Here is a 22840-nt window from a genome sequence, read left to right as displayed (position 1 = left end):
CACGGAGCGCGGCGGGCGGGTCAGGCCGTGCGGTGCGTCGGCGCGAACATCCGCAGTACCGCCGGGAGGACGACCACCGACGGGCCGGGCAGGGCCAGTGCCTTCGCCAGGTCCTCCTCCAGGGTCTCCGGGGTCGTGCGGACCCCGGGGACGCCGAAGGACTCCGCCAGGGCCACGTAGTCGGGGCGGGTCAGTTCCGTCGCCGTCGCCTGGCCGAAGGCGTCCGTCATGTACTCGCGGAGGATGCCGTAGCCGCCGTCGTCGACGATCAGCCAGGTGACCGGCAGGCCGTACTGCCGGGCGGTCGCCAGTTCCGCGATCGAGTACAGGGCGCCTCCGTCGCCCGACACCGCCAGCACCGGGCGCGCCGGGTCGGCCGCCGCCGCGCCCAGCGCCGCCGGGAAGCCGTAGCCGAGGCCGCCGGCGCCCTGCGCGGAGTGCATGAGGTTCGTGCCCCGGGGGTCGAAGGCCGACCACGCCCAGTACGCCAGGATCGTCATGTCCCAGAAGGAGGGGGAGGCGTCGGGGAGGGCGCGGCGGACGGCGCCCAGCACCTGCTGTTCCAGGGTGAGTTCCTGGGCCGCGATGCGGGAGGCCACCTTCTCCAGCAGCTCCCGCACCCGCTCCGGCGCCGAGTCGTCCGCCCGCTCCTCCACCGTCTCCAGCAGCGCCTGCAACGCCAGGCGCGCGTCGGCGTGGATGCCGAGGGCGGGATGGTTGGACTCCAGCTTGCCGAGGTCGGCCTCGATCTGGACGACCCGGCCGCGCGGCTTGAACGTGTGGTAGTTGGAGGAGAGTTCACCGAGGCCCGAGCCCACCACCAGCAGGACGTCCGCGTCCTCCAGGAAGTCGGTCGTGTGGCGGTCCTCCAGCCAGGACTGCAGCGACAGCGGGTGCTCCCACGGGAAGGCGCCCTTGCCGCCGAACGTCGTCACCACCGGCGCGTTCAGCTTCTCGGCCAGCGCCCGCAGCTTCCCGGACGCGTCCGACCGTACGACCCCGCCGCCCGCGATGATCGCCGGGCGGGCGGCCCGGGACAGCAAGTGCGCCGCCACCGCGGTCAGTTCGGGGCGCGGGGCCAGGTCCTCCGGGGTCGCGTCCGGTGCCGTCACCACCGGCAGGGCGGTCTCGGCGAGCAGGACGTCCTGCGGGATCTCCACCCACACCGGGCCGTGCGGCGCGGTCAGCGCCGACTTCCAGGCCGCCGCGATCGCGGACGGGATCTGGGACTGCGTACGGACCGTGTGAACCGACTTCACCACGCCCCGGAACGAGGCCGCCTGGTCGGGGAGTTCATGCAGGTAGCCGTGGCGGCCGCCGCCCAGGCCGGCCGTCGGGACCTGGCTGCTGATCGCCAGCACGGGGGCCGAGGCCGCCGCCGCCTCCTGCAGAGCGGCCAGCGAGGTGAGCGCGCCCGGGCCCGTCGAGAGCAGCAGCGGCGCCGCCTCGCCCGTGATCCGGCCGTACGCGTCCGCCGCGAAGCCCGCGTTGTTCTCCACCCGCAGGCCCACATAGCGCAGAGCGGACCTGCGCAGGGCGTCGAACATGCCGAGCGCGTGCTGGCCGGGCAGTCCGAAGACCGTGGTCGCGCCGAGCCCGGCCAGTGTCTCCACGACCAGGTCTCCGCCGTTGCGGCCCGGGGGAGGATTCAGAGCCGCCGAGATCTGCGTCTCGGTCGGGCGGAGTACCAGGTCGTGGTCGTGGGTCACTGCTCTCGGTCCCCTAAGGAGAATCAGGCGTTGCGGGCCGCCGCGATCTGGCGGCTCATGATGGTGGTCAGTTCGTAGGCCGTGTGGGAGGCCGCGACCGAGGTGATCTCCGCGTGGTCGTACGCGGGCGCCACCTCGACCACGTCCGCCGAGACCAGGTTGCAGGAGGCCAGGCCGCGCAGGATCTCCAGCAGCTCGCGGGAGGTCATGCCGCCGGCCTCCGGGGTGCCGGTGCCAGGGGCGTGCGCCGGGTCCAGGCAGTCGATGTCGATGGAGATGTACAGCGGGCGGTCGCCGATGCGCTGGCGCAGCTGGTCGGCCACCTCGTCGGCGCCCCGGCGGTAGATGTCGGCCGAGGTGACGATGCCGAAGCCCATCTTCTCGTCGTCGGTGAGGTCCTGCTTGCCGTAGAGCGGGCCGCGGGTGCCGACGTGGGAGAGGGCGGAGGTGTCGAGGATGCCCTCCTCCACCGCGCGGCGGAACGGGGTGCCGTGGGTGTACTCGGCGCCGAAGTAGGTGTCCCAGGTGTCCAGGTGGGCGTCGAAGTGGAGCAGCGCCACCGGGCCGTGCTTCTTCGCCACGCTCCTCAGCAGCGGCAGCGCGATGGTGTGGTCGCCGCCCAGGGTCATCAGGCGGGCGCCCGTGCCGAGCAGCTCGTCCGCCGCGGCCTCGATCGTCTCGACGGCCTCGTTGATGTTGAACGGGTTCACGGCGATGTCGCCGCCGTCCGCGACCTGCGCCAGCGCGAACGGGGAGGCGTCCTGCGCGGGGTTGTAGGGGCGCAGCAGCCGGGACGCCTCGCGGATGGCGTTGCCGCCGAAGCGGGCGCCCGGCCGGTACGAGACGCCGGAGTCGAACGGCACGCCCACCACGGCGACGTCGGCGGTGCCGACCTCGTCCAGGCGGGGCAGCCGGGCGAAGGTCGCGGGGCCGGCGTACCGCGGGATGCGGGAGGAGTCGACGGGGCCGCGGGGCGTCTCGTTGCTGCTCATGGTCAATTGCCTTCTTTCTTGCGCTTCATCGCGCATGTACTGCTTGTACTGCTTGTCATACGACTCTACTGGGGAGCCGGGACCGGTTCGGACGCGAGTTCGGGGTTGCGTCCGGCGAGTCGTTCGCGCCAGGTGGCGAGGACCGTCTCGTCGGTGGGCCTGGTCGCCAGGGAGGTGACGACGTAGGCGGCGAGGGAGGCGAGCAGGCCGTAGTAGACGGGCTCGTTGGCGAGGATGCCGTAGCCCGCCATCAGGCCGATGACCGCGAGGCCGCCGACGATCACGGACGCGAGGGCGCCCTGGACGGTGCCGCGCTTCCACAGCAGGCCGCCGAGGATCGGCACGAGCAGGCCGCCGACGAGCAGGTTGTAGGCGACCGTCAGCGCCTCGACCACGTTGTTCAGCGCGATCGCGGTGCCGATCACCGCCACGCCCATGATCAGAATGAAGGCGCGGTTGCCCCTGACCTCGTCGTGCGCGTCGCCGCCCGGCCGTACGGCACCCTTCAGGCGCGACCAGATGTCGTTGTTGGCGACCGTGGCGCACGCGATCAGGGCGCCGGAGGAGGTGGACATCACGGCGGCCAGGGCGGCGGCCAGCACCAGGCCGCGCACACCGACGGGGAGTTCGTCCTTGACGATGGTGGCGAAGGCGTCGTCGGGGCTGCCGAGCTTGGGGTAGAGCACCTTGGCGGCGGTGCCGATCACCGCGCCGGCGAGGGCGTAGGCCAGACAGTAGGTTCCGGCCACCGTGCCGCCCCACTTGGCCGTCCGGTCGCTGCGGGCGGTGAACACGCGCTGCCAGATGTCCTGGCCGATCAGCATGCCGAAGGTGTAGATCAGGACGTAGGTGAAGATCGTCTCGCCGCCGATGCCCAGCGGGTCGAAGTACGAGGTCGGCAGCTTGGCCTTCATCTCGGAGAAGCCGCCCGCCTTGACGACGGCGATGGGCAGCAGGAGCAGCAGCACGCCGATGGTCTTCACCACGAACTGGACCATGTCGGTCAGCGTGATGGACCACATGCCGCCGAGGGTCGAGTACGCGACGACGATCGAGCCGCCGAGGATGATCGCGACGGTCCGGTTCATGTCGAACAGGACGTCGAAGATCGTGGCGTAGGCGATGGTCGAGGTGACGGCCAGCATCAGGGTGTACGCCCACATGACCACGCCGGAGATCAGGCCGGCCCGGCCGCCGTAGCGCAGGTCCAGCATCTCCGAGACGGTGTAGACCTTCAGGCGGGCGATCCGGGCGGAGAAGAAGACCGAGAGCGCCAGCAGGCCGAGGCCGATGGTGAAGACCATCCAGGCGCCGGACAGGCCGTACTGGTAGCCGAGACCCACGCCGCCGATGGTGGAGGCGCCGCCGAGGACGATCGCCGCCATGGTGCCGGAGTACATGGCCGGGCCCAGGCGGCGGCCCGCCACCAGGAACTCGCTCTTCGACCTGGCGCGGCGCATGCCCCACCAGCCCATGGCCAGCATGCCGGCCAGATAGACGACGATCACTGTGTAGTCGACGGCCATGTTGGGGCCCTCCTTCGCGCACTTCTCCGGTGGCGTGTCGTGCAGATGCGTGGGGATGTGCCGGCAGCAGATCGCGGGGACATCCGCCCGTACCCGCGGCCGCCGGTCTGCCTTGACACTAGGTGGCCGGAAAGCGACTGCGAAGTGTACGTTTCATCCATACGGACGGGGGGCGGATGGAGGGAACGCACACCATGCCGGAAACGAGCGCCCCAGCGGTCCCACCGACCCCACCGGTACCGCTCTCGGCCCTGCTGGCCCGGGAGGACCTGGCCCTGCGCCAGATCGCGGGCCCCTCCGATCCCGCGACCGTGATCCACTGGGCGCACACCTCGGAGATGGCCGACCCGTACCCGTATCTGCTGGGCGGCGAGCTGCTGCTCACGGCCGGGGTGCACGTCCCGGAGGCGGCGGGTTCGGGGACGTACTTCGACGACTACGTCTCCCGGATCGTCGAGGCGGGCGGCGCGGCCCTCGGGTTCGGTCTGGCCCCGGTGCACGACACGGTCCCCCGCGCCCTGGTCGCCGCCTGCGACGCCTACGGCCTCCCTCTGCTGGAGGTCCCGCCGCAGACCACCTTCTCCGGGGTCGCCCGCGCGGTGTGGCAGCTGATGGCCCAGGCCCGCCTGGCCGAACTCCGCCGCGTCACGGAGGCCCAGCAGAGCCTGGCGGCGGCGGCCGCCCGCCCGGATCCGGTGCCCTCGGTCCTGCGCCGCCTGGCCCAGCACCTGTCCGGCCAGGCGGTGCTCTACGGCCCCGACGGCACCGCCGTCGCCACGGCGGGCCGGACACCGGCGGAGGGGGTGCGGGGGACGCTCGCGAAGCTCTCGGGCGTGGTGCGGCCCACGGGGGGTACGGCGCCCAGGGCCACCTCCGCCACCGACACCGTCGGCGACACCCACCTGGCCGTCTACGCCCTCGGCGCCGGCGAAGGCTTCGTGCTCGGCGTGGCCACTTCCCGGCGCGGCCCCGGCGACCACACCATCGCCTCCGTCGCCGCCGTACTGCTGGCCCTGCTGACCGGCGAGCACCACAGCGGTGCCGGTGCCGCCCGTTCCTCCGCTCTGGTGCGGCTGTTGCTGGGCTCCCCGCCCGAGGAGGTGGCCCGGCTGCTCGGCACCGGCACATGGCTGGTGGTGCACGCCCGGCAGGAGACCCAGCCGCCCGACGCGGTCGCCGCCTCCGCGCTCGGTGCCGCGCTGGGGTCGCCGCTGGTCGATCTCGGCCGTGATGTCGTACGGGTACTGGTGCCGGGCGGACGGGTGGTGGAGCCGCAGGCCGGGTGGACGCTCGGGGTGAGCGCCGCCGTGGAGCCGCGGGAGTGGGCGGCGGCCGACGCCCAGGCGGGGCGGGCGCTGGCGCGGGCCCGTGCCACCCGGACCCCGCTGGTGCGGCACGGCGCCCGTCCGGGCCTGGAGGATCTGGTGCCGCGCGCCGACGCCGAGGCACACGCCCGCGCGCTGCTCGCCCCGCTCGCCGGCCGGCCCGAGCTCGCCGAGACCCTGCGCAACTGGCTGTCCCTGCACGGCAGTTGGGACCGCACGGCGGTGGCCCTTGAGGTGCACCGCAACACCGTGCGGCAGCGGATCGCCCGCTGCGCCGCCCTGTTGGACACCGACCTGGACGACCCGGACGTGCGGATGGAGCTGTGGTTCGCGCTGCGGCACAGCTGACCGGGGGCGCGTGAGCCACGTCCCAGCGGGCGATATGCCGAGGACGGCCGTGTCGCGCTGCCTCACAATGGAGGCATGCCGATACCCGGGACACCCAGCCGCGCCCAGCTCGTCGACCACCTGGTGAGGACCCGTATCGCGGGGGACGTCGCCACGCCCCGCGAGAACAACCTCTCCCACTACCGTCAGCTCGCCAACGGTGTCCGGGGCTTCTGGCTCGGCCTGGAACTGGGCGACCGCTGGACGGACGAGCAGGACGTGCTCGCGGTGATGGCGGAGCGAGTCGGCGTCAGCGACGACCCCGAGTACCGGTACGGACAGGACACCATCGACCCCGAGCTGACCGTGGACGCGCTGGAGCGGATGGCGGCGCGGCTGCGCAAGGCGGCCGAGGACCGGCAGCGGGTGCTGTTCGCGACCGGCCACCCGGGCGGCCTGCTGGACGTGCACCGGGCCACGGCCGCCGCGCTGCGCGCCGCCGGCTGCGAGATCGTGGTCATCCCGGACGGGCTGCAGACGGACGAGGGGTACGTCATGCAGTTCGCGGACGTCGCGGTGCTGGAGCACGGGGCGACGCTGTGGCACACCCACTCCGGGGAGCCGATGCGGGCCGTTCTCAACGGACTTGAGCGCGAGGGCCGCCCGCTGCCGGACCTGGTCGTCGCCGACCACGGGTGGGCGGGGTACGCCGGACAGCACGGGCTGGACTCCGTCGGGTACGCCGACTCCAACGACCCGGCGCTGTTCCTCGCCGAGTCCGAGGGCACCCTCCAGGTCGTCGTACCGCTCGACGACCATGTGGTGAGCCCGCGCCACTACGACCCCATGACGGCGTATCTGCTGGCGGAGGCGGGGCTTTCCTGACCGGTCCGGCGCGCGGCACCGCCGCGGGCGTCAGCCGCGCGGCACTCGGACGACGCCCTCCTGGATGACGGTGATGGCGAGCCGCCCGTCCTGGGTGTAGATGCGGGCCTGCCCCAGGCCGCGGCCGCCGTGCGCGGACGGCGACTCCTGGTCGTACAGCAGCCAGTCGTCGGCGCGGAAGGGGCGGTGGAACCACATCGCGTGGTCCAGCGAGGCGCCCACGACGTCCCCGACCGCCCAGCCGCCGCGGCCGTGCGCGAGCAGCACGGAGTCGAGGAGGGTCATGTCGGACACGTAGGTGGCGAGGACGACGTGCAGCAACGGGTCGTCGTCCAGCTTGCCGTTGGTGCGGAACCACACCTGCGAGTGCGGCTCACGCGGCTCGCCGAACTGCCCGTACGGCGGCTCCTCCACGTACCTGAGGTCGATCGCCTCGCGGGCCTCGAGGAACCTCTCGACGACCTCGGGGGCGAGGTGGCCGTAGCCACGCAGCCGCTCCTGCGAGGTGGGCAGGGTCGCCGGGTCGGGCGAGGCGGGCATGGGGGCCTGGTGCTCCAGGCCCTCCTCGTACGTCTGGAAGGACGCCGAGAGATGGAAGATCGGCTTGCCGTGCTGGACGGCGACCACGCGGCGGGTGGTGAAGGACCGGCCGTCGCGGATGCGGTCCACCGTGTAGACGATCGGCGCGCCGGGGTCGCCCGGGCGCAGGAAGTACGCGTGGAGGGAGTGCGCGGAGCGGTCGACGGGCACCGTGCGCCCGGCGGCGACCAGCGCCTGCGCCGCGACCTGCCCGCCGAAGACGCGGGGTACGACGGCGGAGCGGGACTGGCCGCGGAAGATGTTCTCCTCGATCTGCTCGAGGTCGAGCAGATCGAGGAGATCCTGGAGTGCCTGGCTCATGAGGAGTAGTTGTACCGGCCAGTGATTACCGGCGTCCTACAGCCCCATGTCCTTCGCGATGATCGTCTTCATGATCTCGCTGGTGCCGCCGTAGATGCGGTTGACGCGGTTGTCCGCGTACAGGCGGGCGATCGGGTACTCGTTCATGTAGCCGTAGCCGCCGTGCAGCTGCAGGCAGCGGTCGATCACGCGGTGGGCGACCTCGGTGCAGAACAGCTTGGCGGAGGCGGCCTCGGCGGGGGTCAGCTCGCCGGCGTCCAGGGCCTCCGTGGCGCGGTCGGCGACGGCCTCGGCGGCGTCGACCTCGGCCTGGCAGGCGGCCAGCTCGAACTTGGTGTTCTGGAAGTGGGCGACCGGCTTGCCGAAGACGGTGCGCTCCTGCACGTACTGCTTGGCGAACCGGACGGCGGCCTTGGCCTGCGCGTAGGCGCCGAAGGCGATGCCCCAGCGCTCGGAGGCCAGGTTGTGGCCGAGGTAGTAGAAGCCCTTGTTCTCCTCGCCGAGCAGGTCCTCGACCGGGACCTTGACGTCGACGAAGGCCAGCTCGGCGGTGTCGGAGGTCTTCAGGCCGAGCTTGTCCAGCTTGCGGCCGACGGAGTAGCCCTCGGACTTGGTGTCCACGGCGAACAGGGAGATGCCGTGGCGGCGGTCCTCGGCGGTCGGCGCGGCGGTACGGGCGCAGACGATCACCTTGTCGGCGTGCACGCCGCCGGTGATGAAGGTCTTGGCGCCGTTGAGGACGTAGTGCGTGCCGTCCTCGCTGAGCTTGGCGGTGGTCTTCATGCCGGCCAGGTCCGAACCGGTGCCCGGCTCGGTCATGGCGATGGCCCACATCTCCTCGCCGGTGACGAACTTCGGCAGGTAGCGCTTCTTCTGCTCGTCGGTGGCCAGCATCTTGATGTAGGGCAGGGCGAGCAGCACGTGCACGCCGGAGCCGCCGAAGCTCACGCCCGCGCGGGCGGTCTCCTCGTAGATCACGGCCTCGAACTTGTGGGTGTCCAGGCCCGCGCCGCCGAACTCCTCCGGCACGCTGATGCCGAAGACGCCCAGCTCGCCGAGCTTGTAGTAGAAGTCGCGCGGCGCCTGACCGGCCGCGAACCACTCGTCGTAGACCGGGACGACCTCGGCCTCGATGAAGGCGCGCAGGGTCTCCCGGAACGCCTCGTGATCCTCGTTGAACACCGTACGGCGCACGCCGCCCACCTCCAGGTACCTGTCTAAGCGCTTGCTCAGACTCGAAGATACCGGCGAGTACGGTGAGGCGTCCAGGGTGAGCTTGACCACGCCCACCGGTCAGCGCGCTTTCCCGCACCCGCGGACCTCGGAGGGCCACCTCCGGCAGAACCACCGCGTCCGGACGGCGCACACGGCCGATCGCCGGGCACCCGATCCGGGGGCTGACGAGCGTCTGGGGGCTGACGAGCGTCAGTCCTCCCCCGCCGCCGCGAACGCCCCCCGGGCCATCCGGTGCAACAAGGCCGCCGTCGCCCCCCGGCCCGGCAGGGTGCCCGCGCGGCCCAGGTGCGGGGTGGAGTTCAGGAGGCCGAAGACCGAGTGGACGGCCGAGCGGGCCGAGGGCTCGGACAGGGCCGGGTAGACCTCGCGGACCACCTCCACCCAGAGCTCGACGTACTGCCGCTGGAGCTGGCGGACCAGCTTGCGGTCGCTGTCGCGGAGGCGGTCCAGCTCGCGGTCGTGCAGGGTGATGAGGGGACGGTCGTCCAGGGCGAAGTCGATGTGGCCCTCGATGAGGGAGTCCAGGACCGCGGCGGGCCGGGTGTCCCCGTCGGCCTCCGCCAGGCGGCGCCTGGCACCGGTGAGCAGCTGGCCGCTGATGCCGACCAGCAGCTCGGCGAGCATCGCGTCCTTGCCCGGGAAGTGCCGGTACAGCCCGGGGCCGCTGATGCCCACCGCGGCGCCTATCTCGTCCACGCCGACGCCGTGGAAACCGCGCTCGGCGAAGAGCCGGGCGGCCTCCTTGAGGATCTGCTCGCGGCGGGTCGGGGCGTCGGTTCTGGTGACCATGCAGGTAATTCTAGACAGCGAGGTTAGCGGTCGTTAACCTGAAGGAAATGGTTAACGCTCATTAACACGTTCGACCTACAGGTTCGATCACCGGTGAGGGGACCGCAGGATGCAGGAGGCACCGGAGCTTCGGAGCGCGGCAGATCCCGCGTCGGAGGCCTGGCGGGCCAATGAACAGGCGCATCTCGCGCTCGTCGAGGAGCTGCGCGGCAAGCTGGCCGCGGCGGCCCTCGGCGGCGGCGAGAAGGCGCGGGCCCGGCACACCGCGCGGGGCAAGCTGCTGCCGAGGGACAGGGTGGACACGCTGCTCGACCCCGGGTCGCCGTTCCTGGAGCTGGCCCCGCTCGCGGCCGACGGGATGTACGACGGGCAGGCCCCGGCCGCCGGGGTGATCGCCGGGATCGGGCGGGTCAGCGGGCGCGAGTGCGTGATCGTCGCCAATGACGCCACGGTCAAGGGCGGCACGTACTACCCGATGACCGTGAAGAAGCACCTGCGCGCCCAGGAGGTGGCCCTCGACAACCGCCTGCCGTGCGTCTACCTCGTGGACTCCGGCGGCGCCTTCCTGCCGATGCAGGACGAGGTGTTCCCCGACCGCGACCACTTCGGGCGGATCTTCTACAACCAGGCCCGGATGTCCGGCGCCGGCATCCCGCAGATCGCGGCCGTCCTCGGCTCCTGCACCGCCGGTGGCGCCTATGTGCCCGCGATGAGCGACGAGGCGGTGATCGTCCGCAACCAGGGCACGATCTTCCTCGGCGGGCCGCCCCTGGTGAAGGCCGCGACCGGCGAGGTCGTCACAGCGGAGGAACTGGGCGGCGGCGAGGTCCACTCGCGGGTCTCCGGTGTCACCGACCACCTCGCCGAGGACGACGCACACGCGCTCAGGATCGTCCGGAACATCGTCGCCACCCTGCCCGCCCGGCGGTCCCTGCCCTGGGAGGTCCAGCCGCAGGTGGAGCCGAAGGTCGACCCGTACGGGCTGTACGGCGCCGTCCCGGTCGACTCCCGCACCCCCTACGACGTGCGCGAGATCATCGCCCGCATCACCGACGGCTCGCGCTTCGCCGAGTTCAAGGCCGAGTTCGGGCAGACCCTCGTCACCGGCTTCGCGCGGATCCACGGCCACCCGGTCGGGATCGTCGCCAACAACGGCATCCTGTTCTCCGAGTCCGCCCAGAAAGGCGCCCACTTCATCGAGCTGTGCGACCAGCGCGGCATCCCCCTGGTGTTCCTGCAGAACATCTCGGGCTTCATGGTCGGCAGGGACTACGAGGCGGGCGGTATCGCCAAGCACGGCGCCAAGATGGTGACGGCGGTGGCCTGCACGCGCGTGCCGAAGCTGACGGTGGTGGTCGGCGGCTCGTACGGCGCGGGCAACTACTCGATGTGCGGCCGGGCCTACTCCCCCCGCTTCCTGTGGATGTGGCCCAACGCCAAGATCTCCGTGATGGGCGGCGAGCAGGCCGCGTCGGTGCTGGCGACCGTCAAGCGGGACCAGCTGGAGGCCCGCGGCGAGGAGTGGCCCGCCGAGGACGAGGAGTCCTTCAAGGCGCCGATCCGCGCGCAGTACGAGCGCCAGGGCAACGCCTACTACGCCACCGCCCGGCTCTGGGACGACGGCGTGATCGACCCGCTGGACACCCGTCAGGTGCTGGGCCTCGCCCTGACCGCCTGCGCCAACGCGCCTCTGGGAGAGCCCCAGTTCGGCGTCTTCCGGATGTGAGGAGGGGAACCGTGTTCGACACAGTGCTGGTCGCCAACCGGGGCGAGATCGCCGTACGCGTCATCCGTACGCTCCGCTCGCTGGGCGTGCGCTCGGTGGCGGTCTTCTCCGACGCCGACGCCGACGCGCGGCACGTCCGGGAGGCCGACACGGCGGTCCGGATCGGTCCGGCGCCGGCCGCCGAGAGCTATCTGTCGGTGGAGCGGCTGCTGGAGGCCGCCGCCCGCACCGGAGCGCAGGCCGTCCACCCCGGCTACGGCTTCCTCGCGGAGAACGCGCGGTTCGCGCGCGCGTGCGAGGAGGCGGGGCTGGTCTTCATCGGCCCGTCGGCCGACGCCATCGCGCTCATGGGCGACAAGATCCGCGCCAAGGAGACGGTCCAGGCGGCCGGGGTGCCGGTGGTGCCCGGCGGCCGGGACCCCGAGCTGGCCGAGGCGGCCCGTGCGCTGGGCGCGCCCGTGCTGCTCAAGCCCTCCGCCGGCGGTGGCGGCAAGGGCATGCGGCTGGTGCGGGACATGACCGTGCTGGAGGAGGAGATCGCCGCCGCCCGCCGCGAGGCCCGCGCCTCCTTCGGCGACGACACCCTGCTGGTGGAGCGGTGGATCGACCGGCCCCGGCACATCGAGATCCAGGTGCTGGCCGACGGCCACGGGGGCGTCGTCCACCTCGGTGAGCGCGAGTGCTCGCTCCAGCGGCGGCACCAGAAGATCATCGAGGAGGCGCCCAGCGTGCTCCTCGACGAGGCCACGCGCGCGTCGATGGGCGAGGCGGCCGTACAGGCGGCCCGCAGCTGCCGCTACCGGGGCGCGGGGACGGTGGAGTTCATCGTGCCGGGCGGGGATCCCTCGCAGTACTACTTCATGGAGATGAACACCCGTCTCCAGGTGGAGCACCCGGTCACCGAGCTCGTCACCGGGGTCGACCTGGTGGAGTGGCAGCTGCGGGTCGCGGCCGGGGAGAAGCTGGGCTTCGGGCAGCAGGACGTGACGCTCACCGGGCACGCGGTCGAGGCCCGCATCTGCGCCGAGGACCCCGCGCGCGGCTTCCTGCCCTCCGGCGGCACCGTCCTGCTGCTGAACGAGCCCCAGGGCGACGGCGTCCGCACCGACTCCGGGCTCAGCGAGGGCACCGAGGTCGGCAGCCTCTACGACCCGATGCTGTCCAAGGTGATCGCGTACGGCCCCGACCGGGAGGGCGCGCTCAGGAAGCTCCGGGCGGCCCTCGCGGAGACGGTCACGCTGGGCGTGCAGACCAACGCCGGTTTCCTGCGGCGGCTGCTGGCCCACCCGGCGGTCGTGGCGGGGGACCTGGACACCGGGCTGGTGGAGCGCGTGGTGGACGAGCTGGTCGCCACGGACGTGCCGGACGAGGTCTACGAGGCGGCGGCGGCCGTACGGCTGGAGGCGCTGAAGCCCCGCGCGGAGGGCTGGACCGACCCGTTCTCGGTGCCGAGCGGCTGGCGCCTCGGCGGCACCCCGAGGCCGCCCGCCTTCCACCTCCGGGTGCAGGACCCGGTGACGTACACGCCCCGGGGCACCCACACCGTCACCGGCGACCACGTGAGCGTCACGCTCGACGGCGTCCGGCACACCTTCCACCGTGCCGCCGACTGGCTGGGCCGCGACGGCGACGCCTGGCAGGTGCGGGACCACGACCCGGTGGCCGCGTCCCTCAGCCGGTCCGCGCACGCCGGCGCCGACTCCCTCACCGCGCCGATGCCCGGCACGGTGACCGTGGTGAAGGTGGCCGTCGGCGACGAGGTGGCCGCCGGGCAGAGCCTGCTGGTGGTGGAGGCGATGAAGATGGAGCACGTCATCTCCGCCCCGCACGCCGGCACGGTCGCCGAGCTGGACGTGACCGCGGGCACCACGGTCGCGATGGACCAGGTGCTGGCCGTCATCGCACCGCACGAGGAGGTGGCGCGGTGACCGCCGAGGGACTGCCCATGGTCGTACCGGCGACGGACCTGCCCGCCCGGGTGCGCATCTACGAGGTCGGCGCGCGCGACGGCCTGCAGAACGAGCAGCGGACCGTACCGGCCGAGGTCAAGGCGGACTTCATCCGCCGGCTCGCCGACGCGGGCCTGACGACCATCGAGGCGACGAGCTTCGTGCACCCCAGGTGGGTGCCCCAACTGGCCGACGCCGAGCAGCTGTTCCCGATGGTCAGCGACCTCCCGGGGGTCGAGCTGCCCGTACTGGTCCCCAACCAGCGCGGCCTGGACCGGGCGCTGGCGCTCGGCGCCGACCGGATCGCCGTCTTCGCCAGCGCCACCGAGTCCTTCGCGAAGGCCAACCTGAACCGCTCGCTGGACGAGTCGCTGGCGGTGTTCGAGCCGGTGGTGCGGCAGGCGAAGGACCGGGGCGTACACGTGCGCGGCTATGTGTCGATGTGCTTCGGCGACCCGTGGGAGGGCGCGGTCCCGCTCCACCAGGTGGCCCGCGTCTGCACGGCCCTGAGGGACATGGGCTGCGACGAGCTGAGCCTGGGCGACACGATCGGCGTGGCCACGCCCGGCCATGTGCTGGAACTGCTCAACCTGCTCAACGAGGAGGGCGTGCCGACCGACGTGATCGGCGTGCACTTCCACGACACCTACGGCCAGGCGCTCGCGAACACCTACGCGGCGCTGGAACACGGCGTGACGACGATCGACGCGTCCGCCGGAGGCCTCGGCGGCTGCCCGTACGCGAAGTCCGCCACCGGCAATCTCGCCACCGAGGATCTCGTGTGGATGCTGCAGGGCCTCGGCATCGAGACCGGGGTCGACCTCGGCCGTCTGACCGCCACGAGCGTGTGGATGGCCGCCCATCTGGACCGGCCCAGCCCGTCCCGTACCGTCCGCGCTCTCTCCCACAAGGACCAGTGATCAGCATGGACCACCGTCTCAGCCCCGAGCTGGAGGAACTCCGCCGTACGGTGGAGGAGTTCGCGCACGATGTCGTGGCGCCGAAGATCGGCGACTTCTACGAGCGGCACGAGTTCCCGTACGAGATCGTCCGCGAGATGGGCCGCATGGGCCTGTTCGGGCTGCCGTTCCCGGAGGAGTACGGCGGCATGGGCGGGGACTATCTGGCGCTCGGCATCGCCCTGGAGGAACTGGCGCGGGTGGACTCGTCCGTGGCGATCACCCTGGAGGCGGGTGTCTCGCTGGGCGCCATGCCCCTGCACCTGTTCGGCACCGAGGAGCAGAAGCGCGAGTGGCTGCCCCGCCTGTGCTCGGGCGAGATGCTGGGCGCGTTCGGCCTGACCGAGCCGGACGGCGGCAGCGACGCGGGCGCGACGCGTACGACGGCCCGCCTGGACCCGGACACGAACGAATGGGTGATCAACGGCACGAAGTGCTTCATCACCAACTCGGGCACGGACATCACGGGGTTGGTGACGGTCACCGCCGTCACCGGCCGCAAGCCGGACGGCAGGCCGCAGATCTCGGCGATCATCGTCCCGTCCGGCACCCCGGGCTTCACGGTGGCGGCACCGTACTCGAAGGTCGGCTGGAACGCCTCCGACACCCGCGAGCTGTCGTTCGCCGACGTCCGGGTCCCCACGGCCAACCTGCTGGGCGAGGAGGGCCGGGGCTACGCCCAGTTCCTGCGCATCCTGGACGAGGGCCGCATCGCCATCGCGGCCCTCGCGACCGGTCTGGCCCAGGGCTGCGTGGACGAGTCGGTGAAGTACGCGAAGGAACGCCACGCCTTCGGCCGTCCCATCGGCGCCAACCAGGCCATCCAGTTCAAGATCGCCGACATGGAGATGAAGGCCCACACGGCCCGCCTCGCCTGGCGCGACGCGGCGAGCCGCCTGGTCGCCGGCGAACCCTTCAAGAAGGAGGCGGCGCTGGCCAAGCTGTACTCCTCCACCGTCGCCGTCGACAACGCCCGCGACGCCACCCAGATCCACGGCGGCTACGGCTTCATGAACGAGTACCCGGTGGCCCGCATGTGGCGCGACTCCAAGATCCTGGAGATCGGCGAGGGCACGAGCGAGGTCCAGCGCATGCTGATCGCACGGGAGTTGGGGCTGGCGGGCTAGGCGCCGGGAGCGGCCGGGACGGCGGGGAGAACGGCACCGCCCGCTGGACATCAAGGAAGGTTAGGCTAACCTTTCTTCGAACCTGTCCGGCGGGCGCTTCGCCCCGTTCGAAAGCAGTCACAGCCATGCCCCATGCCCGTGCCCCCCAGCTCACTCGCCGCGGCCTCCTCGCCGTCGGCGGCGCCGTCGGACTCGGTGCCGCGCTCGCCGCCTGCGGGGACGGCAAGGGCAAGGACAGTGGCTCCGGCACGGGCACGACGGCCGCCAGGCCCGGTCCCTGGTCCTTCAAGGACGACCGCGGCACGACCGTGAAGCTGGACAAGGTCCCCGCGAACGTCGTCGCCTTCACCGGTGTCGGCGCCGCGCTCCACGACTACGGCGTCCAGGTCAAGGGCGTCTTCGGCCCGACAACCACCAAGGACAGCAAGGCCGATGTGCAGGCCGGCGACATGGACGTCAGCAAGGTGACGGTCCTCGGCAACGCCTGGGGCCAGTTCAGCATCGAGAAGTACGCCTCGCTCGCGCCGGACGTGCTGATCACGACGATGTTCGACGGCGCCGGCACCCTCTGGTACGTCCCGGAGGAGTCCAAGAAGAAGATCGCCCAGCTGGCCCCCAGCATCGGCATCTCCGTCTACGACCGCCGGCTCACCCAGCCGCTGCAGCGCATGTGGGACCTGGCCGAATCGCTCGGCGCGGACATGAAGGCCGCCAAGGTGACCGACGCCAGGAAGCGGTTCGAGGCCGCCGCCGGCCGGCTGCGCGCCGCGGCCAAGGCCAGGCCCGACCTCAAGGTGATGGCCGGCAGCGCCAGTGACCAGCTGTTCTACGTCTCCGGCACCAACCTCTCCGTCGACCTGGAGTACTTCAAGGCCCTCGGCGTGAACTTCGTCGAGCCGCCGGAGAGCGCGAAGAAGCAGGGCGGCGGCTGGTACGAGTCGCTGAGCTGGGAGAACGTCGACAAGTACCGGGCCGACATCATCATGATGGACGACCGGTCCTCGGCCCTCCAGCCGGCCGACATCACCAAGCCGACCTGGAAGAAGCTGCCCGCGGTGAAGGCGGGTCAGGTCATCGCGCGGTCGCCCGAGCCGATTCTGTCGTACGACAAGTGCGTGCCGCTGCTCACGAGTCTGGCCGAGGCGCTGGAGAAGGCGAAGAAGGTCGCCTGACCGGCAGAACCCCTGACAAAGCCCTGAATCCGACCCTCAGGAGCATCACATGACGACGGCCGTAGCCGCCCCGTTCCGTTTCTTCTCTCTGCACGTTGTACGGACCCGGCGGCTGGGGCCGTCGCTCGTCCGTGTCACCTTCGGCGGGCCCGATCTGCACGCCTTCCACTCCCTCGGGCGCGACCAGTCCCTGTCCCTCTTCCTGCCGCACCCGGGCCAGCCGGAGCCCGTCGTCCCGCTGGACCTGGGCGACGGCTGGTGGCAGGCCTGGCGGGAACTGCCCGACGACGTGCGGGCGGTGATGCGGTCGTACACCCTGCGGTCCCTGCGCCGGAACCCCGGTGAGATCGACATCGACTTCGTTCTGCACACCCCGGCGGGCCCCGCCTCCCGCTGGGCCTCCCGCGCCACCCCCGGCGACCGGGTGCTGCTGCTCGGGCCCGCCGTCGCCGACAACCGGGCGATCCGCTTCCGCCCGCCCGAGGACACCGGTCTCGTCGTCCTGTGGGGTGACGAGACCGCCGTACCGGCCGCGACCGCGATCCTCGAGTCCCTCCCGGCCGGCGCCCGGGTCCGGGCCTGGCTGGAGGTGCCGCACGCCGGTGACATCCAGGACGTGCGCACGGAGGCGGACGCGGAGATCACGTGGCTCGTACGGCACGACGGGTCCCCCATGACCGTCGACGCCGTACGAGCCGCCCGGCTTCCCGCGGCGGAGCGGCCGTACGTGTGGCTCGCGGGCGAGTCGGGGCGGGTCAAGGCGCTGCGGCGGCACTTCGTCGGCGAGCGCGGGGTGGACCGGCGGCGGGTGACCTTCGTCGGGTACTGGCGGCAGGGGATGACCGAGGAAGAGCTGCGCGTGGCGGAGTAACTCCCTTGGCAGGGAAGACCGTTGACCGGACGGCCCCCCTGCGCGTGACGCCGGTCACGGATGAGGCATGCCTTGATCCAAGAAACTTAGGTTAGGCTAACCTAAGTTAAGACGGACTCCCGTTCAGACCCCCCACGGACTGTCCCCCCGGAGGACCCCCACATGCGCTCGCACCTGCTCAATGGCCTCACCGCGGAGCACTACCGAAGCTCCGTGACCGAAGGAGTCGAGCGGATGGCGGCCAAACTCGCCACGACCCACCGTCCGTTCACCGGCGTCACCGTCGACGCCCTCTCCCCCCGCATCGACGCCATCGACCTGGACCGCCCGCTCGGCGACACCGCCGCCGTCCTGGACGAGCTGGAGGACGTCTACCTCCGCGACGCCGTCTACTTCCACCACCCCCGCTACCTCGCCCACCTCAACTGCCCGGTCGTCATCCCGGCGGTGCTCGGCGAGGCCGTGCTCTCGGCGGTCAACTCCTCCCTCGACACCTGGGACCAGTCGGCCGGCGGCACCCTCATCGAGCGCAGGCTCATCGACTGGACGGCCGCCCGGATCGGCCTCGGACCGGCCGCCGACGGCGTGTTCACCTCCGGCGGCACCCAGTCCAACCTCCAGGCGCTGCTGCTGGCGCGGGAGGAGGCCAAGACCGACGGCCTGGCCGATCTGCGGATCTTCGCCTCCGAGGTCAGCCACTTCAGCGTGCAGAAGTCCGCCAAACTGCTCGGGCTCGGCCCGGACGCGGTCATCGCCGTCCCCGTCGACCACGACAAGCGGCTGCGGACCGTCGCCCTCGCCCACGAGCTGGAGCGCTGCCGGCGCGACGGGCTGGTGCCGATGGCGGTCGTCGCCACCGCCGGCACCACCGACTTCGGCTCCATCGACCCGCTCCCGGAGATCGCCGGGCTGTGCTCCCAGTACGGCGTGTGGATGCACGTCGACGCGGCCTACGGCTGCGGGCTGCTCGCCTCCCGCAAGCACCGCGGCCGTATCGACGGCATCGAGCGCGCCGACTCCGTCACCGTCGACTACCACAAGTCCTTCTTCCAGCCGGTGAGTTCGTCCGCCGTACTGGTGCGGGACGCGGCGACCCTCCGCCATGCCACCTACCACGCGGACTACCTCAACCCGCGCCGCATGGTGACCGAACGCATCCCCAACCAGGTCGACAAGTCCCTGCAGACCACCCGCCGCTTCGACGCCCTGAAGCTGTGGATGACCCTGCGCACCATGGGCGCGGACGGCGTCGGGCAGCTCTTCGACGAGGTCTGCGACCTCGCGGCCGCGGGCTGGAAGCTGCTCGCCGCCGACCCCCGCTTCGACGTCGTCGTCGAGCCCGCCCTGTCCACCCTCGTCTTCCGCTACATCCCGGCGGCCGTCACCGACCCGGCCGAGATCGACCGCGCCAACCTCTACGCCCGCAGGGCCCTGTTCGCCTCCGGTGACGCCGTGGTCGCGGGCACCAGGGTCGGCGGCCGCCACTACCTGAAGTTCACCCTGCTCAACCCCGAGACGACGGCGGCCGACATCGCCGCCGTCCTCGACCTGATCGCCGGCCACGCCGAGCAGTACCTGGGAGAGTCCCTTGACCGCGCGTCCTGAAGCCCTGGAAAAGACCTACGACTTCGTGGGGATCGGGCTCGGCCCCTTCAACCTCGGTCTCGCCTGCCTCACCGAGCCCATCGCGGACCTGGACGGGGTCTTCCTGGAGTCCAAGCCGGACTTCGAGTGGCACGCCGGGATGTTCCTGGACGGCGCCCACCTCCAGACCCCGTTCATGTCGGACCTGGTCACCCTCGCCGACCCGACGTCGCCGTACTCCTTCCTCAACTACCTGAAGGAGAAGGGCAGGCTGTACCCGTTCTACATCCGGGAGAACTTCTATCCGCTGCGGGTGGAGTACGACGACTACTGCCGCTGGGCGGCGGGCAGACTCGGCAGCGTCCGCTTCGGCACGACGGTCACCGAGGTGACGTACGAGGACGAGGTGTACGTCGTCCGCACCGAGCGCGGCGAAACGTATCGCGGCCGGCACCTGGTCCTCGGCACCGGGACGACCCCCTACCTCCCGCCGGCCTGCCGGGACCTGGCCGGGGACTTCCTGCACAACTCCCAGTACCTGCACCGCAAGGCGGAGCTGCAGGCGAAGAAGTCGATCACGATCGTCGGCAGCGGCCAGAGCGCGGCCGAGATCTACCACGAGCTGCTCGCCGAGATCGACGTCCACGGCTACCAGCTCAACTGGGTCACCCGCTCCCCGCGCTTCTTCCCCCTCGAATACACCAAACTGACGCTGGAGATGACCTCCCCGGACTACGTCGACTACTTCCGCGCGCTGCCCGAGGAGACCCGCTACCGGCTGGAGAAGCAGCAGAAGGGCCTGTTCAAGGGCATCAACTCGGACCTGATCGACTCGATCTTCGACCTGCTCTACCAGAAGAACCTCACCGGGCCCGTGCCGACGCGGCTGCTCACCAACTCCAGCCTGCGCAGCGCCGGCCACGCGGACGGCACGTACACCCTCGGCTTCCACCAGGACGAGCAGGACAAGGACTTCGAGATCCGCACCGAGGGCCTGCTGCTGGCCACCGGCTACCACTACGAGCCCCCGGCCTTCCTCGCGCCGATCCGCGACCGGCTCCGGTTCGACGGCCACGGCCGCTTCGACGTCGCCCGCAACTACGCCATCGACGTCACCGGCCGCGGCGTCTTCCTGCAGAACGCCGGCGTCCACACCCACAGCATCACCAGCCCCGACCTGGGCATGGGCGCGTACCGCAACGCGTACATCATCCGCGAGCTGCTCGGCTCCGAGTACTACCCGGTCGAGAAGACGATCGCCTTCCAGGAGTTCGCCGTATGAGGTTCACCTTCCGCCCCCTCGACCCCCTGAAGGACGCCGAGCTGCTGCACCGCTGGGTCACCCATCCCAAGGCGGTCTTCTGGATGATGCAGGACGCCAGGCTCCAGGACGTCGAGCGCGAGTACCTGCGGATCGCGGCCCACGAGCACCACCAGGCCCACCTCGGCCTGCACGAGGGCGAGCCCGCCTTCCTGATGGAGAGGTACGACCCCCGGTACGTCGAGCTGGCCGGCCTGTACGACCCGGAGCCCGGCGACGTCGGCATGCACTTCTTGGTCGCGCCGACCGACCGGCCGGTCCACGGTTTCACCAGGGCCGTCATCACCGCCGTGCTGGACGAGCTGTTCGCCGACCCGCGCACCCGGCGCGTCGTGGTCGAGCCGGACGTGCGCAACAAGGCCGTGCACGCCCTGAACGAAGCGGTGGGCTTCGTGCCCGTGCGCGAGATCCAGAAGCCGGAGAAGAGGGCATTGCTGAGCTTCTGCACCCGGGAACAGTTCCAGGCGGCCCGAGGAGTGGCGGCATGACCCTGTCCGACGCCGTGGCCCACCTCTCCCCCGAACGCTGGGAGCAGGCCAACCGACTCCTGCTCCGCAAGGCCCTCGCCGAGTTCGCGCACGAGCGGCTGATCACTCCCGAGGAGGACGGCGAGCAGTACGTCGTGCGCAGCGACGACGGTCTGACCCGCTACCGCTTCACCGCCACGCGCCGCGCCCTCGACCACTGGCAGGTCGACGCGGACTCGATCACCCGGCACCGCGCCGGGAGCGAACTCCCGCTCGCCGCCCTGGACTTCTTCATCGAGCTGAAGCAGTCCCTGGGCCTGAGCGACGAGATCCTGCCGGTGTACCTGGAGGAGATCTCCTCCACCCTCTCCGGCACCTGCTACAAGCTCGCCAAACCGAAGGTGACCTCCGCCGAGCTGGCCCGCCAGGGCTTCCAGGCCGTCGAGACCGGGATGACCGAGGGCCACCCCTGCTTCGTCGCGAACAACGGGCGGCTCGGGTTCGGCATCCACGAGTACCTGTCGTACGCCCCGGAGACCGCGAACCCGGTCCGGCTGGTGTGGCTGGCCGCGCACCGCTCGCGGGCCGCGTTCACGGCCGGTGCCGGGATCGAGTACGAGTCCTTCCTGCGGGAGGAGCTGGGCGAGCCCACACTGGACCGTTTCCACGCCACCCTCACCGGCCAGGGCCTGGACCCCGCCGACTACCTCCTCATCCCCGTCCACCCCTGGCAGTGGTGGAACAAGCTCTCCGTCACCTTCGCCGCCGAGGTGGCCCGCCGGCACCTGGTCTGCCTCGGCGAGGGCGACGACGAGTACCTGGCCCAGCAGTCCATCCGGACCTTCTTCAACACCTCCCACCCGGAGAAGCACTATGTGAAGACGGCCCTGTCGGTCCTCAACATGGGCTTCATGCGCGGGCTGTCGGCCGCCTACATGGAGGCCACCCCGGCGATCAACGACTGGCTGGCCCAGCTGATCGAGAACGACCCGGTACTGAAGTCCACGGGCCTGAGCGTCATCCGCGAGCGGGCGGCCGTCGGATACCGGCATCTGGAGTACGAGCAGGCCACCGACCGGTACTCGCCGTACCGCAAGATGCTGGCCGCGCTGTGGCGGGAGAGCCCGGTGCCCTCGCTGCGGGACGGCGAGTCGCTCGCGACCATGGCCTCCCTGCTGCACGTCGACCACGAGGGCGCCTCCTTCGCCGGCGCGCTGATCGCCCGCTCGGGCCTGCCGCCGGCGGAGTGGCTGCGCCGCTACCTGCGCGCCTACTACACCCCGCTCCTGCACAGCTTCTACGCCTACGACCTCGTCTTCATGCCGCACGGCGAGAACGTGATCCTGGTGCTGGAGGAGGGGGTCGTGCGGCGGGCGGTCTTCAAGGACATCGCCGAGGAGATAGCGGTGATGGACCCGGACGCGGTCCTGCCCCCGCAGGTGCGGCGGATCCGCGTCGAGGTCCCGGACGACAAGAAGCTGCTGTCGGTCTTCACCGACGTCTTCGACTGCTTCTTCCGCTTCCTCGCCGCGCACCTCGCCACCGAGGGGCTGCTGGCGGAGGACGCCTTCTGGCGCACGGTCGCGGAGGTCACCCGCGAGTACCAGGAGGCGAACCCCGGACTGTCCGACCGGTTCCGGCAGTACGACCTGTTCGCCCCGGAGTTCGCCCTGTCCTGCCTGAACCGCCTCCAGCTGCGCGACAACCGCCAGATGGTGGACCTCGCCGACCCGTCGGGCGCGCTGCAGCTGGTGGGCACCCTGAAGAACCCACTCGCCGACCTTTTGAGTGCTTAATGTCCGAATTGAGCCACTCTGTCGTGAGGTCCGTTTATTTCCCCATTTAAGCAGTTGAGTCGCTTAACCTGTGACACGTGACTCAATTCACTTACGAAGCTCCCTAGGATCGCGAACGGCCCTTTGCTTCCGGGAATACCACTACCCGGACGGATTCCGGCGACCCAGAGAACTAAGCA

18 protein-coding genes are annotated in these 22840 nt (G+C 71.2%); 12 read left to right on the top strand and 6 right to left on the bottom strand.

The window, feature by feature from the left end:
- Nucleotides 1–20 precede the first annotated feature (20 nt).
- From ABB07_RS24570 to ABB07_RS24560, 3 genes are all read right to left on the bottom strand, one after another.
- On the bottom strand, nt 21–1709 hold the full coding sequence (locus ABB07_RS24570; protein ID WP_208900736.1) for a thiamine pyrophosphate-binding protein: 1689 nt from the start codon (nt 1707–1709) through the stop codon (nt 21–23).
- Nucleotides 1710–1732: 23 nt separating this feature from the next.
- Nucleotides 1733–2701, bottom strand: a complete 969-nt coding sequence (speB, locus tag ABB07_RS24565; protein WP_055706451.1) for an agmatinase — start codon at nt 2699–2701, stop codon at nt 1733–1735.
- A 65-nt stretch (nt 2702–2766) separates the two neighbouring features.
- Nucleotides 2767–4227: a sodium:solute symporter family protein gene (locus ABB07_RS24560; RefSeq protein ID WP_208900735.1), complete on the bottom strand. Its 1461-nt coding sequence runs from the start codon at nt 4225–4227 to the stop codon at nt 2767–2769.
- 176 nt (nt 4228–4403) lie between these two features.
- On the opposite strand from ABB07_RS24560, the gene ABB07_RS24555 reads away from it, so the two are divergent.
- Both ABB07_RS24555 and ABB07_RS24550 read left to right on the top strand, forming a co-directional pair.
- On the top strand, nt 4404–5900 hold the full coding sequence (locus ABB07_RS24555; protein ID WP_425264757.1) for a PucR family transcriptional regulator: 1497 nt from the start codon (nt 4404–4406) through the stop codon (nt 5898–5900).
- 75 nt (nt 5901–5975) lie between these two features.
- Nucleotides 5976–6764, top strand: a complete 789-nt coding sequence (locus ABB07_RS24550) for a phosphatase (RefSeq protein WP_208900733.1) — start codon at nt 5976–5978, stop codon at nt 6762–6764.
- Between the two features lie 30 nt (nt 6765–6794).
- On the opposite strand, the gene tesB is transcribed toward ABB07_RS24550, so the two are convergent.
- The 3 genes from tesB to ABB07_RS24535 form a co-directional block, all read right to left on the bottom strand.
- The gene (gene tesB, locus ABB07_RS24545) at nt 6795–7664 is read right to left on the bottom strand and encodes an acyl-CoA thioesterase II (protein ID WP_208900732.1); all 870 of its coding nucleotides are present in this window, start codon (nt 7662–7664) and stop codon (nt 6795–6797) included.
- A gap of 36 nt (nt 7665–7700) precedes the next feature.
- Complete coding sequence (locus tag ABB07_RS24540) at nt 7701–8858, bottom strand: acyl-CoA dehydrogenase family protein (protein WP_208900731.1); 1158 nt, start codon at nt 8856–8858, stop codon at nt 7701–7703.
- A gap of 231 nt (nt 8859–9089) precedes the next feature.
- Nucleotides 9090–9689 carry an SACE_7040 family transcriptional regulator gene (locus ABB07_RS24535; protein ID WP_208900730.1) on the bottom strand — a complete coding sequence of 200 codons (600 nt, stop codon included), beginning with the start codon at nt 9687–9689 and terminating at the stop codon, nt 9090–9092.
- 109 nt (nt 9690–9798) lie between these two features.
- On the opposite strand from ABB07_RS24535, the gene ABB07_RS24530 reads away from it, so the two are divergent.
- The 10 genes from ABB07_RS24530 (at nt 9799) to ABB07_RS24485 (ending at nt 22661) form a co-directional block, all read left to right on the top strand.
- Nucleotides 9799–11415 (top strand): carboxyl transferase domain-containing protein, encoded by a 1617-nt coding sequence (locus ABB07_RS24530; RefSeq protein WP_208900729.1) that lies wholly within the window; start codon nt 9799–9801, stop codon nt 11413–11415.
- 11 nt (nt 11416–11426) lie between these two features.
- Nucleotides 11427–13343, top strand: coding sequence for an acetyl/propionyl/methylcrotonyl-CoA carboxylase subunit alpha (locus ABB07_RS24525; RefSeq protein ID WP_208900728.1), 1917 nt, complete (start codon nt 11427–11429; stop codon nt 13341–13343).
- Nucleotides 13340–14284: a hydroxymethylglutaryl-CoA lyase gene (locus ABB07_RS24520; RefSeq protein WP_244189499.1), complete on the top strand. Its 945-nt coding sequence runs from the start codon at nt 13340–13342 to the stop codon at nt 14282–14284. The genes ABB07_RS24525 and ABB07_RS24520 overlap by 4 nt, the downstream gene beginning before the upstream one ends.
- A gap of 5 nt (nt 14285–14289) precedes the next feature.
- Nucleotides 14290–15450, top strand: coding sequence for an acyl-CoA dehydrogenase family protein (locus tag ABB07_RS24515; RefSeq protein ID WP_208900727.1), 1161 nt, complete (start codon nt 14290–14292; stop codon nt 15448–15450).
- Nucleotides 15451–15575: 125 nt separating this feature from the next.
- On the top strand, nt 15576–16622 hold the full coding sequence (locus tag ABB07_RS24510; protein ID WP_208900726.1) for an ABC transporter substrate-binding protein: 1047 nt from the start codon (nt 15576–15578) through the stop codon (nt 16620–16622).
- Nucleotides 16623–16671: 49 nt separating this feature from the next.
- A complete protein-coding gene (locus ABB07_RS24505; RefSeq protein ID WP_208900725.1) occupies nt 16672–17493 on the top strand; it encodes a siderophore-interacting protein in 822 nt (273 codons plus the stop codon).
- Between the two features lie 162 nt (nt 17494–17655).
- Entirely contained in the window at nt 17656–19098 is a 1443-nt protein-coding gene (gene desA, locus ABB07_RS24500; RefSeq protein WP_208900724.1) for a lysine decarboxylase DesA, read from the top strand.
- Nucleotides 19082–20359, top strand: coding sequence for a lysine N(6)-hydroxylase/L-ornithine N(5)-oxygenase family protein (locus ABB07_RS24495; RefSeq protein WP_208900723.1), 1278 nt, complete (start codon nt 19082–19084; stop codon nt 20357–20359). The genes desA and ABB07_RS24495 overlap by 17 nt, the downstream gene beginning before the upstream one ends.
- A complete protein-coding gene (locus tag ABB07_RS24490; protein ID WP_208900722.1) occupies nt 20356–20886 on the top strand; it encodes a GNAT family N-acetyltransferase in 531 nt (176 codons plus the stop codon). Before ABB07_RS24495 ends, ABB07_RS24490 begins: the two co-directional genes overlap by 4 nt.
- The gene (locus ABB07_RS24485; RefSeq protein WP_208900721.1) at nt 20883–22661 is read left to right on the top strand and encodes an IucA/IucC family protein; all 1779 of its coding nucleotides are present in this window, start codon (nt 20883–20885) and stop codon (nt 22659–22661) included. The genes ABB07_RS24490 and ABB07_RS24485 overlap by 4 nt, the downstream gene beginning before the upstream one ends.
- Nucleotides 22662–22840: the final 179 nt, after the last annotated feature.

Source organism: Streptomyces incarnatus (assembly GCF_001027185.1).
Lineage (GTDB): Bacteria > Actinomycetota > Actinomycetes > Streptomycetales > Streptomycetaceae > Streptomyces > Streptomyces puniciscabiei.
Note: the sequence above shows the minus strand (reverse complement) of the source record. Positions and strands in the feature narration are given on the sequence as shown.

Bases quoted from the DNA above. Each gene is read 5' to 3' on its own strand.
- ABB07_RS24535 (WP_208900730.1), bottom strand. From the start codon at position 9,689: ATGGTCACCAGAACCGACGCCCCGACCCGCCGCGAGCAGATCCTCAAG.
- ABB07_RS24550 (WP_208900733.1), top strand. From the start codon at position 5,976: ATGCCGATACCCGGGACACCCAGCCGCGCCCAGCTCGTCGACCACCTG.
- ABB07_RS24510 (WP_208900726.1), top strand. From the start codon at position 15,576: ATGCCCCATGCCCGTGCCCCCCAGCTCACTCGCCGCGGCCTCCTCGCC.
- ABB07_RS24560 (WP_208900735.1), bottom strand. From the start codon at position 4,227: ATGGCCGTCGACTACACAGTGATCGTCGTCTATCTGGCCGGCATGCTG.
- tesB (WP_208900732.1), bottom strand. From the start codon at position 7,664: ATGAGCCAGGCACTCCAGGATCTCCTCGATCTGCTCGACCTCGAGCAG.
- ABB07_RS24530 (WP_208900729.1), top strand. From the start codon at position 9,799: ATGCAGGAGGCACCGGAGCTTCGGAGCGCGGCAGATCCCGCGTCGGAG.
- ABB07_RS24485 (WP_208900721.1), top strand. From the start codon at position 20,883: ATGACCCTGTCCGACGCCGTGGCCCACCTCTCCCCCGAACGCTGGGAG.
- ABB07_RS24490 (WP_208900722.1), top strand. From the start codon at position 20,356: ATGAGGTTCACCTTCCGCCCCCTCGACCCCCTGAAGGACGCCGAGCTG.
- ABB07_RS24515 (WP_208900727.1), top strand. From the start codon at position 14,290: ATGGACCACCGTCTCAGCCCCGAGCTGGAGGAACTCCGCCGTACGGTG.
- speB (WP_055706451.1), bottom strand. From the start codon at position 2,701: ATGAGCAGCAACGAGACGCCCCGCGGCCCCGTCGACTCCTCCCGCATC.
- ABB07_RS24505 (WP_208900725.1), top strand. From the start codon at position 16,672: ATGACGACGGCCGTAGCCGCCCCGTTCCGTTTCTTCTCTCTGCACGTT.
- desA (WP_208900724.1), top strand. From the start codon at position 17,656: ATGCGCTCGCACCTGCTCAATGGCCTCACCGCGGAGCACTACCGAAGC.
- ABB07_RS24555 (WP_425264757.1), top strand. From the start codon at position 4,404: ATGGAGGGAACGCACACCATGCCGGAAACGAGCGCCCCAGCGGTCCCA.